15 protein-coding genes are annotated in these 14129 nt (G+C 65.1%); 5 read left to right on the top strand and 10 right to left on the bottom strand.

Features of this window, described 5'->3' with window-relative positions:
* The first annotated feature begins 126 nt into the window (after nucleotides 1–126).
* Together HZZ13_RS17845 and HZZ13_RS17840 are read left to right on the top strand one after the other, a co-directional pair.
* Nucleotides 127–1206 (top strand): Cj0069 family protein, encoded by a 1080-nt coding sequence (locus HZZ13_RS17845; protein WP_197960855.1) that lies wholly within the window; start codon nucleotides 127–129, stop codon nucleotides 1204–1206.
* Between the two features lie 209 nt (nucleotides 1207–1415).
* On the top strand, nucleotides 1416–1823 hold the full coding sequence (locus HZZ13_RS17840) for a GFA family protein (protein ID WP_197960854.1): 408 nt from the start codon (nucleotides 1416–1418) through the stop codon (nucleotides 1821–1823).
* A 26-nt stretch (nucleotides 1824–1849) separates the two neighbouring features.
* On the opposite strand, the gene HZZ13_RS17835 is transcribed toward HZZ13_RS17840, so the two are convergent.
* The 10 genes from HZZ13_RS17835 to HZZ13_RS17790 all read right to left on the bottom strand — a co-directional run bounded on the left by HZZ13_RS17835 (nucleotide 1850) and on the right by HZZ13_RS17790 (nucleotide 12515).
* The gene (locus tag HZZ13_RS17835; protein ID WP_197960853.1) at nucleotides 1850–2329 is read right to left on the bottom strand and encodes a DUF411 domain-containing protein; all 480 of its coding nucleotides are present in this window, start codon (nucleotides 2327–2329) and stop codon (nucleotides 1850–1852) included.
* A 54-nt stretch (nucleotides 2330–2383) separates the two neighbouring features.
* Nucleotides 2384–2995 carry a class I SAM-dependent methyltransferase gene (locus tag HZZ13_RS17830; protein ID WP_197960852.1) on the bottom strand — a complete coding sequence of 204 codons (612 nt, stop codon included), beginning with the start codon at nucleotides 2993–2995 and terminating at the stop codon, nucleotides 2384–2386.
* 145 nt (nucleotides 2996–3140) lie between these two features.
* Entirely contained in the window at nucleotides 3141–3713 is a 573-nt protein-coding gene (locus HZZ13_RS17825) for a c-type cytochrome (RefSeq protein ID WP_246504460.1), read from the bottom strand.
* 130 nt (nucleotides 3714–3843) lie between these two features.
* Complete coding sequence (locus HZZ13_RS17820; protein WP_197960851.1) at nucleotides 3844–7035, bottom strand: efflux RND transporter permease subunit; 3192 nt, start codon at nucleotides 7033–7035, stop codon at nucleotides 3844–3846.
* On the bottom strand, nucleotides 7032–8450 hold the full coding sequence (locus HZZ13_RS17815) for an efflux RND transporter periplasmic adaptor subunit (protein WP_197960850.1): 1419 nt from the start codon (nucleotides 8448–8450) through the stop codon (nucleotides 7032–7034). Before HZZ13_RS17815 ends, HZZ13_RS17820 begins: the two co-directional genes overlap by 4 nt.
* Nucleotides 8451–8531: 81 nt before the next feature.
* Entirely contained in the window at nucleotides 8532–8924 is a 393-nt protein-coding gene (locus HZZ13_RS17810; protein WP_197960849.1) for a FixH family protein, read from the bottom strand.
* 97 nt (nucleotides 8925–9021) lie between these two features.
* Complete coding sequence (locus HZZ13_RS17805; protein ID WP_197960848.1) at nucleotides 9022–9384, bottom strand: hypothetical protein; 363 nt, start codon at nucleotides 9382–9384, stop codon at nucleotides 9022–9024.
* Nucleotides 9385–9534: 150 nt separating this feature from the next.
* Nucleotides 9535–10722, bottom strand: coding sequence for an MFS transporter (locus HZZ13_RS17800; protein WP_197961101.1), 1188 nt, complete (start codon nucleotides 10720–10722; stop codon nucleotides 9535–9537).
* Nucleotides 10723–10788: 66 nt separating this feature from the next.
* On the bottom strand, nucleotides 10789–12150 hold the full coding sequence (locus HZZ13_RS17795; RefSeq protein ID WP_210349375.1) for an NAD(P)-binding domain-containing protein: 1362 nt from the start codon (nucleotides 12148–12150) through the stop codon (nucleotides 10789–10791).
* A gap of 47 nt (nucleotides 12151–12197) precedes the next feature.
* A complete protein-coding gene (locus HZZ13_RS17790; protein ID WP_197960847.1) occupies nucleotides 12198–12515 on the bottom strand; it encodes an ArsR/SmtB family transcription factor in 318 nt (105 codons plus the stop codon).
* Nucleotides 12516–12639: 124 nt separating this feature from the next.
* Here HZZ13_RS17790 and HZZ13_RS17785 point away from each other — a divergent pair, with 124 nt between their 5' ends.
* The 3 genes from HZZ13_RS17785 to arsC are packed head-to-tail and all read left to right on the top strand — an operon-like array spanning nucleotide 12640 to nucleotide 14098.
* A complete protein-coding gene (locus HZZ13_RS17785) occupies nucleotides 12640–12999 on the top strand; it encodes an ArsR/SmtB family transcription factor (protein ID WP_197960846.1) in 360 nt (119 codons plus the stop codon).
* Nucleotides 12999–13700 (top strand): aquaporin, encoded by a 702-nt coding sequence (locus tag HZZ13_RS17780; protein WP_197961099.1) that lies wholly within the window; start codon nucleotides 12999–13001, stop codon nucleotides 13698–13700. The genes HZZ13_RS17785 and HZZ13_RS17780 overlap by 1 nt, the downstream gene beginning before the upstream one ends.
* On the top strand, nucleotides 13697–14098 hold the full coding sequence (gene arsC, locus HZZ13_RS17775; RefSeq protein WP_197960845.1) for an arsenate reductase (glutaredoxin): 402 nt from the start codon (nucleotides 13697–13699) through the stop codon (nucleotides 14096–14098). The genes HZZ13_RS17780 and arsC overlap by 4 nt, the downstream gene beginning before the upstream one ends.
* Nucleotides 14099–14129: the final 31 nt, after the last annotated feature.

Raw genomic sequence — 14129 nt, 5'->3', positions numbered from 1 at the left:
CCCGCCAGCCACCATCTTGAAACGACGAAGCGGTTTCACATACATTGTCCGGGTGGGGACGATGCAGACTCCCCGTGAGACCCAGGTCCAAGCTCTGCGCAGCACGCAAATCCGTGGAGCTTGCGCATGGACACCGAACGTCAGTCCTCTCCTCTCCGAACCATAGCCATTCTTTCGCGCGGCGACGCTGCCGCGCGCCGCGAGGCGACGGCGCAGAACAGCCGTTTCGTCCGCGTCTTCGAAGCGCTCGCCGCCGCAGGTATCGACGCCTTCCCAGTGATCTACGACGAGAGTTTTGCGAGCGCGGTCCGCGATCAATTGCTCACAGCCGACGGCGTGCTGGTCTGGGTCGATCCGATCCACCAGGGCAAGACCCGCGCCGAGCTCGACGGCCTGCTGCGCGACGTCGCAGCGCGAGGGCCATGGGTAAGCGCGCACCCGGACGTCATCCTGAAGATGGGCGTCAAGGAGGTGCTCTACCGGACGCGGCATCTGGGCTGGGGCGCCGACACGCATCGCTACGATAGCGCAGCAAGCTTCCACAACCAGTTTCCGGCGCGCCTTCGTGCCAGCGGCCCGCGCGTGCTGAAGCAGAACCGCGGCAATGGCGGCCAGGGCGTCTGGAAGGTGGAGGCCCTGCCCGATAGACAAGGCATGGTTCGCGTGCTGCATGCGCAGCGCGGCAGCATGCCGGAGGATATGCCGCTCGATGTCCTGCTCGCGCGGTGCGAGCCCTATTTCGGCTGGGGCGGCTGCATCATCGACCAGGCGTTTCAACCGCGCCTGCCCGACGGCATGATCCGATGCTACATGAGCGGCGCCAAAGTCGCAGGCTTCGGCCACCAGAAGATCAAGGCCCTGATCCCGCCGCCGCCGGAGGGACCGGAGGCGCCTGAGGCGCAGCCCGGGCCGCGGATCATGCACGGGCCTGATGCTCCGCAATTCCAGGCGCTGCGAGGAGCGATGGAGGACGAATGGACGCCGCAGATGATGACAACGCTCGGCATCGACGAGCCATCATTGCCGGTGATCTGGGACGCGGACTTCCTATATGGGCCGAAAGATGCCGCCGGCGCAGACACCTACGTGCTGTGCGAGATCAACGCGAGCTCGTGCTTTGCGATTCCCGAGGAGGCGCCGGCTGCGATCGCGCGGACGGTGAAGCAACGCCTGATGCGGATCGAGAGCCCACAGGCGCAAGGATAGCCTGTCGGCAGAGCCGCAGCTGCGCGCGCTGCGGCTCTGCCCGGCTTGCGGCCTGCCGCTCGGCTTGACTCGTCGCGGTTCCCGACAAACCACGCAATGGCAGCAGCTGTCAGGCGACAGTAGGACGCAATCTCGAATTGGTTGCGTTGTTGAAGCCACAGGGCTCGAGAGCTATCGATCTGAAAACTTGACTTCGATCGGAGGAATGCATGGGCACCATCACGGGCGGCTGTCACTGCGGCGCGATCCGCTACGAGGTCGAGGGCGAGGCGATGGTCCACGCGCTTTGCCACTGCCGCGATTGCCGGCTTCACGCCGGGGCTCCTGTCGTCGGCTGGACGATGTACCCGGACAGCGCCGTCAAGGTCACCAAAGGCGAACCCAAGGTGTATCGCTCCTCGGAACACGGGCGGCGGCACTTTTGCGGCGCGTGTGGAACCGGACTGTTTTACGTCAATGAAAACATGATGCCGGGGATCATCGACATCCAGAGCGCGACCTACGACGATCCCGAGGCGGTGCCTGCGACGATGCAGATCCAGGTCGCCGAGCGCCTGCGCTGGATGGAGCATGCGCACGAACTGCCGGCGTTCGAGCGCTATCCGCCGCAGCCATAGGGGTGGCTAGGTATCACGCAGCACCGTCAATCAATCTCCTGCGCGCCGATGAAGCGCATGAACGGCTTCTGACCGTCGGCACCGAACAGCACGACCTCGTAGCGTTGCGGCTTGCCGCCTTCCATCCCGGGCGATCCGACCGGCATGCCCGGCACGGCGAGGCCCTTCGCGTTTGGACGCTCGGCGAGGAGGCGCCGAATGGCCGCAGCCGGCACGTGCCCCTCGACGACATAACCGGCGACCTCGGCCGTGTGACACGCGACCAGGTTCGAAGGGATGCCGAGACGCGCCCGGATCGGGTCGAGGTCAGGCGTCTCCTCCACCTGGACGGTCAATCCGGCGTCCCGCAGATGCTGCACCCAGCCGGCGCAACAGCCGCAGCTTGGATCCCGGTGCACCGTGAGCGTGGCTGCGTCGGACACCGCCACAGCGGGCCTTGCAAAGGCTGCCGCAGCCATCAGCCCGACAAGCGACCGGCGGGTCATCAGATATGCGCGTTGCTTCATTTCGGCTTCCTTTCGTTTCATCGTTGCATCTCAAGTCGGAGCGCGCCACAGGCATCAACGAGGACTCGCTTGGCCCTCATACATGAAGGTCATGGGCTTCAGGCCATTCATATATCCAGTGCGCATCTCGTCGATGCGAAAGCCGTTCCGGGTCAAGACGTCGGCGATGTCCCGGTTGAGATGACAACCGCCCGAGATGCGCATCCACGTGGGAGTCAGGAGATCCTGCCACCAGCGCACGCGCGGTTCGGGCGCGCGGCCGTGCTCGACGAAGACCAGCTTCCCTCCCGGTTTCAGCACACGCCGCACCTCTGTCATGGCGCGACCGACGTCCGGAATGCTGCACATAGTCCAGGTCGTCACGACCGTGTCGATGCTGCGGTCGTCGATCGGAATCGCCTCGGCCGAAGCTTCAACAAAGTCAACCGAAGTGTCCGGATGGGGAGCGCTCCGCGCCATCTCGAGAAGCTTCGGACCGGGTTCGAGCCCCACAACCTGCGTCACCGCAGCCCCGTAGAACGGCAGGTTGCGGCCGGACCCGATGCCGATCTCGAGGACACGGCCCTGAGCCGCACCGATCGCGCGTTGCCTGTACGGCGCAAGCTCCTTGTTGCGCATCGCAAGGTCGCAAAGCCGGGGAAGAATGACGTCGTTGTAGAAGCCCATGCGCGCATCTCCTAGCATCGCCGCTCAATGGTCTTGCTGATCTCTTCAGGTGACGCAAAAATCACATCCGCACGGTCGCCCATCATGCCAGCAGGTACCAGGGCCGGCGCGCTACTTTGTGGACCATCTTTGCCGGAATCCGTCTTCAAGCGCAGATTGCGCTCCCAGAAGGCGTGCGTCTTGCCGTCGGCGGTGGTAACGCGATAGGTGTCGTGGCAATAATGCCCTTCACCTGCATAGCAGCCTCCAGACTTTTCAAATTGGGATCGCGTCCGCCGCCACCCATCATTCCGCCCATCATTCCACCCATTCGATCTTCGACGCCCGACTGCGGCCGAGCGCCCGGCTTGGTGGCCTGCTCCAGGAACGCAAGCAGATCGGCGCGAGCGCGATCATCCTTGATACCGTCGAATGGCATTTCGTTCCTCGGCACCATGCGCTCCGGATTCGTGATCCAGGCATCAAGCGAGCGTTCGTCCCAAATGATTCCAGATGACTTGAGGGCATCGGAATAGCGTTCGAAGCTTTCCAGGCCGCCGGCCTTTCGGCCCCACAGTCCTGCGAGGCTTGGGCCAGTCATGTTGCGGCCCGGCTCGAGTGAGTGACACGGCATGCAAACTCGGAAATCGCGCTGGCCCCGTACTGCGGCATCCTGTTGCGCGAGACCCGGCGAGGACGCCAGAACGGCCGCCAACCCGATCAGATAGCAGCGATGCATCTTTAATCTCCCTTGAAGAGATATTTGATCAGCGCTGCCGGCCCCGATACGAGAACGATGACGATCAGTGCCGTGATCAACCCGATCGTCCCGAACATTCCCGACATCATGTCGTTCATAATAGCTTACCTCATTCCGCAGGCTCCACGACGCGCAATCTGGCGGCGATCGGCTTTGGCATTTCGGCCGGTCGTCCTTTGTCCTCGCGCTTCGGCGGCAGGCGGACGCCCTTCACCAACCCGAAGATCGCCGGGATCACGATCAGCGTCAGCAGGGTCGACGAGATCATGCCGCCGATCATCGGCACCGCGATGCGCTGCATGATTTCCGACCCGGTGCCGGTGCTCCACATGATCGGCAGCAGGCCCGCCATGATGGCGACGACCGTCATCATCTTGGGACGGACACGCTCGACCGCACCCACCATGATGGCCTCGTGGAGATCCTGCCGGGTGAAGCCCCGGCCCTCGGCGCTGCACGTCGTCTTCATCTCGGCCAGGGCATGCTCGAGATAGATCAGCATCACGACGCCGGTCTCGGCGGCGACGCCGGCGAGCGCAATGAAGCCGACGGCGACGGCGACCGACAGGTTGAAGCCGAGCCCCCACATCATCCAGATGCCGCCGACCAGCGCGAAGGGCAGCGACAGCATCACGATCAAGGTTTCGGTCATGGCCCTGAAATTCAGGTACAGCAGCAGGAAGATGATCGTCAGCGTCACCGGCACCACGATCTTCAGGCGCGCCGCGGCGCGCTGCAGATATTCGTACTGGCCGCTCCAGACCACGTAATATCCGGGCGGGAACTGGATGCTGTCAGTCACGGCGCGTTGCGCATCGGCGACGTAGCTGCCGATGTCGCGATCGCGGATATCGACGTAGACGTAGGTCGCGAGCTGGCCGTTCTCGGTCCGGATCGAGGTCGGCCCCCGCGCCGGCTCGACCTTCGCGATCTCGCCGAGCGGCACCGCGCCGCCTGCGGGCATCGGCACCAGGATATCGCTGGCGATCGCCTTGGGATTGTCGCGCAGGTCGCGCGGATAGCGCATGTTCACCGTGAACCGCTGCCGCCCCTCCACCGTCGTGGTGACCGTCTGACCGCCGAGCGCGGCCGCGATGGTGTCCTGAACGTCCTGGATCAGGATGCCATAGCGGGCGAGCGCCGCGCGATCCGGGACGATCTCGAGATAGTAGCCGCCGATGCCGCGCTCGGCATAGGCCGATGCGGTGCCCGGGACCGTCTTGATCACGCGTTCGACCTGCTTCGCCAGCCGGTCGATCTCGACGAGATCGGTGCCCATCACCTTGACGCCGACGGGGGTGCGGATGCCGGTGGACAGCATGTCGATGCGCGCCTTGATCGGCATGGTCCAGGCGTTGGAGACGCCTGGAAATTGCAGCGCCTTGTCCATCTCCGCGATCAGGCTGTCGATGGTGACGCCGGGGCGCCAAAACTCCTTCGGCTTCAGGCTGACCACCGTCTCGAACATCTCGGTCGGCGCCGGATCGGTCGCGGTCGCCGCCCGTCCCGCCTTGCCGTAGACCGACAAGACCTCCGGGAACGATTTGATGATGCGGTCTTGCGTCTGCATCAGCTCGGCCGCCTTGGTCACCGAGATGCCGGGGAGCGTGGTCGGCATGTAGAGCAGCGTACCCTCGTTCAGCGTCGGCATGAACTCGGTGCCGAGCTGCCGCGCCGGCCAGATCGTGACGGCGAGCACGACCAGCGAGGCCAGGATCACCAGCGTCTTGGCGCGCAGCACGCCCTTGATGACCGGGCGGTAGATAAAAATCAGGAAGCGGTTGATGACGTTCCTGCTCTCCGGCACGATCCTGCCGCGGACGAAGATCACCATCAGGGCCGGGACCAGGGTGACGGACAAGAGGGCCGCGGCCGCCATCGCGAAGGTCTTCGTGAACGCCAGCGGGCTGAACAGCCGCCCCTCCTGCGATTCCAGCGTGAAGATCGGCATGAACGAGACGGTGATGATGAGCAGGCTGAAGAACAGCGCCGGGCCGACCTCGGATGCCGCGTCGATCAGGATCTGGACGCGCGACCGACCGGGCTCGGCGCGCTCGAGGTGCTTGTGCGCGTTCTCGATCATGACGATCGCGGCATCCACCATGGCGCCGATCGCGATCGCGATGCCGCCGAGGCTCATGATGTTCGATCCCAGGCCCAGCAGCTTCATCGCGCCGAACGCCATCAGCACGCCGACCGGCAGCATCAGGATCGCGACCAGCGCGCTGCGGACATGGAGCAGGAACACGATGCAGACGAGCGCGACCACGATGCTCTCCTCGAACAAGGTGTGCTTGAGCGTGTCGATCGCCGCATAGATCAGGCCCGAGCGGTCGTAGACCGGGACGATCTCGACCGATTTCGGCAGGCTGCTCGCGATCTCCTTGAAGCGCTTCCTGACGTTTTCGATGACATCGAGCGCGTTGACGCCGAAGCGCTGCAGCACGATGCCGCTCGCGACCTCGCCCTCGCCGTTCAGCTCGGCAATGCCGCGCCGCTCGTCGGGTCCGAGCTCGACATTGGCGACGTCCCGCAGCAGCACCGGCGTGCCGTTGCTCGTCTTCAGGACGATGTTGCCGAGATCGTTGATGCTCTTGATGTAGCCCTTGCCGCGAATGACGTATTCGAACTCCGACAGCTCGACCGTGCGGCCGCCGACGTCGGCGTTGCTGGCGCGGATCGCCTCGCGGATCTTCTGCATGCTGATACCGCGGTCGCGCATGCGCTGCGGGTCGAGCACCACGTTGTACTGCTTGACGAAGCCGCCGATGCTGGCGACTTCCGCGACGCCTTCGGCCTTGGCCAGCGCGAACTTCAGATTCCAGTCCTGGATGGTGCGCGTGTCGGCGAGGTTCAATTCTTTCGACATCACGGCGTATTGGTAGACCCAGCCGACGCCGGTCGCATCGGGCCCGATGGTCGGGGTGACGCCGGCGGGAAGCCGCGACGTGGCGCTGTTCAGGAACTCCATCACGCGCGAGCGCGCCCAATAGATGTCGGTGCCGTCCTCGAAGATCACGTAGACGAACGACACGCCGAAGAAGGAGAAGCCGCGCACCACCTTCGATTTCGGCACGGTCAGCATCGCCGTCGTCAGGGGATAGGTGACCTGGTCCTCGATCACCTGCGGCGCCTGGCCGGGATATTCGGTGTAGACGATGACCTGGGTGTCGGAGAGGTCGGGGATCGCATCCAGCGGCAAATGGAGCAGCGCGTAGAGGCCGGCGGCGGCCGCAAAGCCGGTGCCGAACAGCACCAGCAGCAGGTTGCGGGCCGACCAGGCGATGATGCGGGCGATCATTTGTGCTCTCCCGTCGCATGGCCCGCGTCGGAGGCTTGAGGCGCAGCCTCGGCAAAGCTTTTCAGCGCGGCCTTCAAATTGCTTTCCGCATCGATCAGGAAGTTGGCGGATGTGACCACCGCTTCGCCTTCGGCAAGGCCGTCCCGCACCTCGATCAAGCCGCCGCCGCGCCGGCCGAGCTTCACCTCGCGCGGCTCGAAGCGCCCGTCCCCCTTGTCGACGAGGACCGCCTGCCGCGTGCCGGTGTCGAGCACCGCGCTGTCCTGGATCGCCAGGACGGGCGCGCCATCCGCCGTGTCGACGTCGGCATCGACATACATGTCCGGCAGCAGCATCGCGTCGGGATTGGCGAGCTCGATGCGGACGCGAACCGTCCGGGTTTCGCGGTTCACCTGCGGATAGATCACCGCGATCCTGCCGGTGAAGCTTCGGCCGGGAAAGCTGCGCGCGCGCACCGCAACGGACTGCCCGACCGCGATGTTGCCGAGATCGCGCTCGGCGACGTCGACCAGCGCCCAGACCAGCGAGGTGTCGGCGATGCGGAACAGCACGTCGCCGGGATTGGCGCGCATGCCTTCGATCGCGTTGCGCTCGAGCACGATCCCGTCGCGCGGCGCCGACCAGTGGATGGTGACGGGCGCGACATGCGTTCTCTCCATCTCGGCGATCACCCGCTCGGGGACGTCGAGATTGATCAGCCGTTGCCGCGAGCCGCGGCCGTAGATCTCGACACCGCCGACGGTCTTGGAGGTGATGGTCGCGAGATATTCGGCCGCCGCGGAGGCGACCGCCGAACTGTAGATCTCCATCAGCGGCTGGCCCGCCTTCACGCGGGAGCCGGTGGTGACGTCCGCGATCTTCTGCACGAAGCTCTCGGCGCGCATCGCGATCACCGAGACGCGGCGCTCGTCCAATTGGATCGTGCCGGGCGCCTTGACCAGGACCCGGACAGGTCGCCGCGCGACCGGCTCGGACTTCACGCCGCTGCGCTGGATCTTGCCGGGCGAGAGCTTCACTGTGCCGTCATCGACGTCGTCGCCTTCGTAGACGGGGATATAGTTCATCCCCATCGGGTCCTTCTTCGGCACCGGCGAGGTGTCGGGCAAGCCCATCGGATTGCGATAGTAGAGGATTTTTCGCGATGAAGCCGCCTGCGGTGGCTTCGGCTCTGCCTGGGCGGCCTTGTCGTCATCGTAGACCGGCAGATAGTCCCGCCCGCGGTCATCCTTCTTCGGACCGGCGGACCAAAGCGGCGCACCGCTGGGATCGCGGTAGTAGAGCGGAGTCCCCGCTGGCGCCGCAGCCGGGGTCACCTCGGCATGGACGGACCAGCGCCCCTCGTTCGAGGACCAGTAGGCGCCAAGGGCGAGGCCACCGCCGAGAGCGAGAGTCGTCAAGAGACGCAACGTCTTCATGGTTGTATTCGCGCGCGCGGAGCGCGCGTCCATGTGAATGGGAAAGAGAAGTTCGGGCGCCATCCGGCGGCGCCCGAAAGCTCACTTGGTCGCCTTGACGATGACCTTGCCGGTGACCGTCTCAGGCTCGCCCTGCACCTTCGCCGAGAGCGTGACCTGGTAGCGGCCGGCCATCGGCAGGTCCGTCTTGAAGGCGTAGACGCCCGGCTCCCTGGACGGCAGCGCCGCGACCGCCGATTCCATCTCGGCCATGCCGTCGGGCGCCATGTCGACGCGCGTCTTGAAGATGACGGCGTCCGGCACCGGCTTGCCGGTCTGCTTGTTGGTCAGGCGAACGGCGAGCGTGACGTCGTCGCCCTTCTTCATCTCGGGATTGACCGGCTCGAAAGCGTAATCGCCGGCGCCCGCCAGGGCGACTGAAGTGGCAAGCGAAAGGGTGGCGGCAACAGCCGCAGTGCTGAACTTGGAAAGCATCTGTACTGTCCTCATGAATTGATCTCGACCGTGACGCATGCAACGCGCACATCAGTCATCATCGCGCGGGGCGTGCCCGCGCGCATCTTTGGGGAGATCAGATTCGAGGAGGCCGGAAGGGAGGACTGCCGCCACGGGAGGCGACGACCTGATCGGCGGGAATAGCCGTTTCCGCTGCCGCGACGGCAATGAACTCGAAAGCCAGGGGACGAAAGTCCGCCAGTGCGACGGTGCCGCCCACACAGCAGAAGCCCATCCCGCACTTGTAGCCGCTGTCGGAGCCCGTTCCCTTCATGTCGGGACAACAATCGTCCATCGCCATATCGCCGTCGCCGCCGACCTGCATGGCCGCCTGCATGTCACCCGGCGACATCGTGAGGCTGGAAGCGGACGCGCCAGCCGGCAGCATCGCCAGGGATATGGCGATGGCGAATGCCAGGATGGTCCGAACGATCCGCATCAGACGTGCATTTACCTTTTGGATACCTTTTGGAACCGCAACGCGGCCTGAGTAACATAGTCTGCGGCCGAAAGCATTCCTTGATCCGGGTCAAGCATTCGTGAGCAAGGCTCTGATGCTGTCAGGCCGGACGCCCGCATCCTGCCTCGCCTATTGCGACCTAGATACCAGTTCGTCGGACCGAGCCGTTCGCGACCATAGCAACGCGAGCGGGCCGAGTGCGATTCCGGCCGCGAGCACGATGAAGACCAGCAACCAGCCCTCCGCACTCTGAGGACCGCCAGCGGCATCGAGGGCAACCCCGGTTCCCCAGGCTCCGATCGCCGACAGGCCGAATCCGACGGTCGAATGCAGGGCCAGAGTCGCTCCGCGATGCTCGAAGACGGCTGCAGCCGACATGCCGGCCGTCAACGCACCGGAATCCGCCGGCACCGTGAGGCCATAGATCATCAGCAGCAGCGCCAGCACCCATGCCGGAGCCGCCGCATTCAGGCCGATGACGAGCGCAACACAGGCCGAGGCGATCATCACCACCGTGATGGCCCGATGTCGCCCGAACTTCAGTGCGGCCTCGTTGCCGAGGATGCTGGCCGGCATGGAGATCACTGCAAAACAGAAGCTCATCACGACCGGGCTCAGCCACGAGGGCACGCCCTGATGCGCCACGACGTAGGTCCAGAAGCCGACCAGCCAGGTGCGAATGCCATAGAGCTCGAAGCAGTGCGCGCCGTAGCCGAAGATGTAACCGAGTGCCTCGCGGTTGGCGAAAACGGGCGCAAAGTTCAAAAGGCGTCCTGCCCTTGGAGCGGCGCTGCGCCGCTCGATCAAAAGACAAGCGACCACCATCGCGACGGGACCGATGCCGGTCACGTAAAACGCGGTCCGCCATCCCCACCCGTCGGCAAGGACTTGCGCAATCAGGAACGACAGTCCGACGCCCACCGAGAAGCTCGACGTGTAGAGCGTGACCGCCCGCGAGGTGTCGCCGGCGGGCAACCGGTCCGTCAGTGCCTTCAGTCCCGGCATGTAGGCACCGGCAAACCCAAGTCCGGCAATCGACCAGATGATCGTCCCCGACCAGAAGCCCTGCGCGAAGATGCCAAACGCGACGGTCGCGAGTCCGCTGACGACAGAGCCGCCCAGAAGCACGAGCCGTGCGTCGATGCGATCAGTCAGCGTCGTGAGCACGGGCACCGCGAGCATGTAACCAAACGCGTAGCCGCTCGCCATCATCCCGCCCTCGGCGGCCGACAACCCCCACGCCGGCATCAGATGCTGGGCCAGATTCGCGGACAAGGTCACGTGCGGCAGCAGATTGCCGAGCTGGCCGATACACATCACCGCAATCAGCGGCCAGCCGCGCAAGCTACGAATGTTCTCCTCCCATCGTCTCGCCGCCTCGGCTCATGAGCAACCGCACCCCGCACCGCCCGCTTTCCTGGCGGATTCATCGGCGGCACAGCAGGCCGAGGGTTCGGCCTTGGCCGGACCGCCGCAGCATTCCGCTGCGCCGGCAGACGCCACGCTGCCGCGCGTGCAGACGCCGGTCTCCGGCAGCACGAGCTCGACCCGTGCCGCGGCCTTCTTGTCGCCGGCGATGTCGGCGACGATCGAGCGGACCTGCTCGTAGCCGGTCATCATCAGGAAGGTCGGCGCCCGGCCGTAGGATTTCATGCCGGCCAGATAGAAGCCCGGCTCATCATGCGCGAGCTCGCGCGCGCCGTGCGGCCGCACCGTTCCGCAGCTATGCTCGTTGGGGTCGATGAGCGGCGCGAGCGCGAGGGGCGCCTCGATCGCCGGATCGAGCCGCAGCCGCAGCTCGGACAGGAACGAGAGATCGGGCCGGAAGCCGGTCGACACCACCAGCTCATCGGCAACTACACTCCGCGCAGCAGAGCCGGCGCCTGCCGAAATCCCGAGGCGGCCTTCGCGCTCCGAAATATGAGTGACACCGAAGCCAGTCTCGACCGCGATCTTTCCGGCAGTCACGAGCGCGGCGAAGGTTGCGCCCAGCTCGCCGCGTGCGGCAAGCTTGTCGTTGCGGCCGCCGCCGAAGGCCTTTGCCGGATCGTCGCCGCGCAACAGCCAAACGGGCCTGGTGCCGGGCGCCTCCTCGGCGAGCTCTACGAGATCAATCAGCGTGCCCAGGGCGGAATGGCCCGCACCGAGCACGGCAACGGTCTTGCCCGCATATCTGTCGCGAGCGGAGCCGCGCACGGCCGGCATGCCATAGGCGATACGACCGGCGCATTCGCGTTCGCCGAACGCCGGCAGACCGTTGCTGCCGGCGGGATTGGGCGAGAACCACGTGCCGGAGATGTCGATGACGGCATCGGCGCGCAGCACCTCGTCGCCTTTGCCGTTCTGGTAGCGGATTTCGAACGGTGCTTGGCCCCGCCCCTTCGTCTTGGCCTTGTCGAAGCCGGCGCGGCTGATTGCCGTGACGCGGCTCGAGGTCCGGATCGTCTCGCGCAATGGCGTTCGCGTTGCCAGCGGCGCGAGATAGCGATCGATCAGTTCGCCGCCGGTCGGATAGGAGCCTGGGTCCGGCGAATTCCATCCCGTCGGCGCAAGCAGGCGCGCCGCGGCCTTGTCGATATTGTATTCCCAGGGCGAGAAGAGCTGGACGTGCTGCCATTGCCGCACCGCGTGCCCGGCCTCGGGTCCGGCTTCGAGCACGACAGGGGACATGCCGCGTTCGAGCGCATGGGCGGCGGCTGCGAGGCCGACCGGCCCTGCCCCGATGATGGCTACGGTCTTGTCCATTCGAATTCTCCATCCTTCTAGAATTATCGAATAATTAGCCAAATGAATCAGGCTGCCGTCTGGGCACCCTTGCATCCCACTTCGTCTGCACAGCACTCCGCGGCCAGGAAGTCGACCAGCCCGCGCATCGCATCGAAATTGGCGCGGCAGATCAGGGTCGTCGATTCCCTGCTCTGACTGACCAATCCGACTGAGACCAGGGTCTTGATGTGGTGTGACAGCGTCGAGGCCGGAATCTTCAGCTTGTCCTGCAGGCGGCCGACCGGCATGCCCGCGTGCCCGGCCCGGACCAGGGCCCGGTAAATCTGCAGGCGGGTCCGATTTCCGAGGGCTTCCAGGCGTGCCGCTGCGTCGTCGATCTTCATGCGCGCCACGATGTGCCCCGTACACATCGATTGTCAAACGTTATTTCTAGAATATTCGAAATTCTAGCTCGCGCGTTGGCCGGGAGGTTGACACGGCGCCCATAATTTCCATAAATCTGGATACATGGAAACAGAGCAAGCCGTCCTGGCGCTCGCCGCGCTGTCTCAACCGACCCGTCTGGAGGCGTTCCGGACGCTGGTCAGGCACGAACCTGAAGGTCTTGCGGCCGGCGACCTCGCGCGCCTCTTGGAAGTCCCGCAAAACACGCTGTCGGCGCATCTGTCGATTCTGAGCCGCGTGCGCCTCGTGTCTTCCGAGCGGCAGAGCCGCTCGATCGTCTACCGCGCAAATCTCGGCGAATTTCGCGACGTCGCGGTCTTCCTGCTGCGCGATTGCTGCGGTGGACGGCCCGAAGTTTGCGAGCCCGTTGTCGAGACTTTGCAATCGTGCTGCTCGCCAAAGCCCAGGAGGCCTGCCCGCTGATGGACAATTTCGGTCTCTCGCGGCGCCTCGCCGCCGAAGCGCTCGGCGCAGGCATTCTCGTCGCCACCGTGGTCGGCTCCGGCATCATGGCGGAAACGCTGACCAGGGACGTCGCGCTTGCGCTGCTCTGCAACACCTTGCCGACCGGCGCCATCCTGGTTGTCCTGATCACCGTGCTCGGTCCGATCTCCGGCGCGCACTTCAATCCCGCAGTGACGCTCGTCTTCACCGGCAAACGCGAGCTGCCGGGATCCGAAGCTGCGTTCTATATTGTCGCGCAAATCGCCGGCGGCATCGCGGGAACGGTGGCGGCGCATCTGATGTTCGGCCTGCCGCTGCTCGAGCTCTCGACGAAGGTCCGGACCGGAGGGCCGCAATGGTTTGCCGAAGCGGTTGCCGCCTTCGGCCTGGTCGCGACGATCCTGGCCGGCATCCGGTTTCAGCGGACGGCGATCTCCTGGCTGGTCGGCCTCTACATCACCGCGGCCTATTGGTTCACGGCCTCCACCTCGTTCGCCAATCCAGCCGTGGCCATTGCGAGGTCCCTGAGCAATACGTTCTCGGGGATTCGCCCGGCCGACCTGCCCGGCTTCATCATTGCCGAGCTGTGCGGAGCGTTCGCCGGCATGCTGCTGATGCACTGGCTGCTCGGACGATCACGCGCGTCCGCCTCGATCGCAATCACGGAGACAGTTCGATGACCGTCACGATCTATCACAACCCCGCCTGCGGCACCTCGCGCAACACGCTGGCGATGATCCGGCAGAGCGGCACCGAGCCCGTCGTCGTCGAATATCTCAAGACGCCGCCCTCGCGGGACAAGCTCAAGGAGCTGATCGCGGCCATGGGCATTCCGGTTCGCGCGCTGTTGCGCGAGAAGGGAACGCCTTACAAGGAGCTCGGCCTGGACGATCCCAAATGGAGCGATGACGAGCTCATCGATGTCATGATCGCCCACCCTATCCTTATCAACCGTCCGATCGTGGTGACGCCAAAGGGCACGCGCTTGTGCCGGCCGTCGGAAGCCGTGATCGATCTCCTGGACAATCCGGTCGGCCGATTCGTCAAGGAAGACGGCGAAGTGGTGGAAGCACGATAGGCCTGCAAGTGCGCAGCGATCCGCATGAACG

It is taken from the genome of Bradyrhizobium agreste, from assembly GCF_016031625.1.
GTDB classification, from domain to species: domain Bacteria; phylum Pseudomonadota; class Alphaproteobacteria; order Rhizobiales; family Xanthobacteraceae; genus Bradyrhizobium; species Bradyrhizobium agreste.
The sequence above is the reverse complement of the archived record's forward strand: the minus strand, read 5'-3'. Positions and strand labels throughout refer to the sequence as shown.

Coding starts and splice junctions, on each gene's coding strand:
- HZZ13_RS17845 (WP_197960855.1), top strand. CDS start 127: ATGGACACCGAACGTCAGTCCTCTCCTCTCCGAACCATAGCCATTCTT.
- HZZ13_RS17840 (WP_197960854.1), top strand. CDS start 1,416: ATGGGCACCATCACGGGCGGCTGTCACTGCGGCGCGATCCGCTACGAG.
- HZZ13_RS17835 (WP_197960853.1), bottom strand. CDS start 2,329: ATGAAGCAACGCGCATATCTGATGACCCGCCGGTCGCTTGTCGGGCTG.
- HZZ13_RS17830 (WP_197960852.1), bottom strand. CDS start 2,995: ATGGGCTTCTACAACGACGTCATTCTTCCCCGGCTTTGCGACCTTGCG.
- HZZ13_RS17825 (WP_246504460.1), bottom strand. CDS start 3,713: ATGCATCGCTGCTATCTGATCGGGTTGGCGGCCGTTCTGGCGTCCTCG.
- HZZ13_RS17820 (WP_197960851.1), bottom strand. CDS start 7,035: ATGATCGCCCGCATCATCGCCTGGTCGGCCCGCAACCTGCTGCTGGTG.
- HZZ13_RS17815 (WP_197960850.1), bottom strand. CDS start 8,450: ATGAAGACGTTGCGTCTCTTGACGACTCTCGCTCTCGGCGGTGGCCTC.
- HZZ13_RS17810 (WP_197960849.1), bottom strand. CDS start 8,924: ATGCTTTCCAAGTTCAGCACTGCGGCTGTTGCCGCCACCCTTTCGCTT.
- HZZ13_RS17805 (WP_197960848.1), bottom strand. CDS start 9,384: ATGCGGATCGTTCGGACCATCCTGGCATTCGCCATCGCCATATCCCTG.
- HZZ13_RS17800 (WP_197961101.1), bottom strand. CDS start 10,722: ATGTGTATCGGCCAGCTCGGCAATCTGCTGCCGCACGTGACCTTGTCC.
- HZZ13_RS17795 (WP_210349375.1), bottom strand. CDS start 12,150: ATGGACAAGACCGTAGCCATCATCGGGGCAGGGCCGGTCGGCCTCGCA.
- HZZ13_RS17790 (WP_197960847.1), bottom strand. CDS start 12,515: ATGAAGATCGACGACGCAGCGGCACGCCTGGAAGCCCTCGGAAATCGG.
- HZZ13_RS17785 (WP_197960846.1), top strand. CDS start 12,640: ATGGAAACAGAGCAAGCCGTCCTGGCGCTCGCCGCGCTGTCTCAACCG.
- HZZ13_RS17780 (WP_197961099.1), top strand. CDS start 12,999: ATGGACAATTTCGGTCTCTCGCGGCGCCTCGCCGCCGAAGCGCTCGGC.
- arsC (WP_197960845.1), top strand. CDS start 13,697: ATGACCGTCACGATCTATCACAACCCCGCCTGCGGCACCTCGCGCAAC.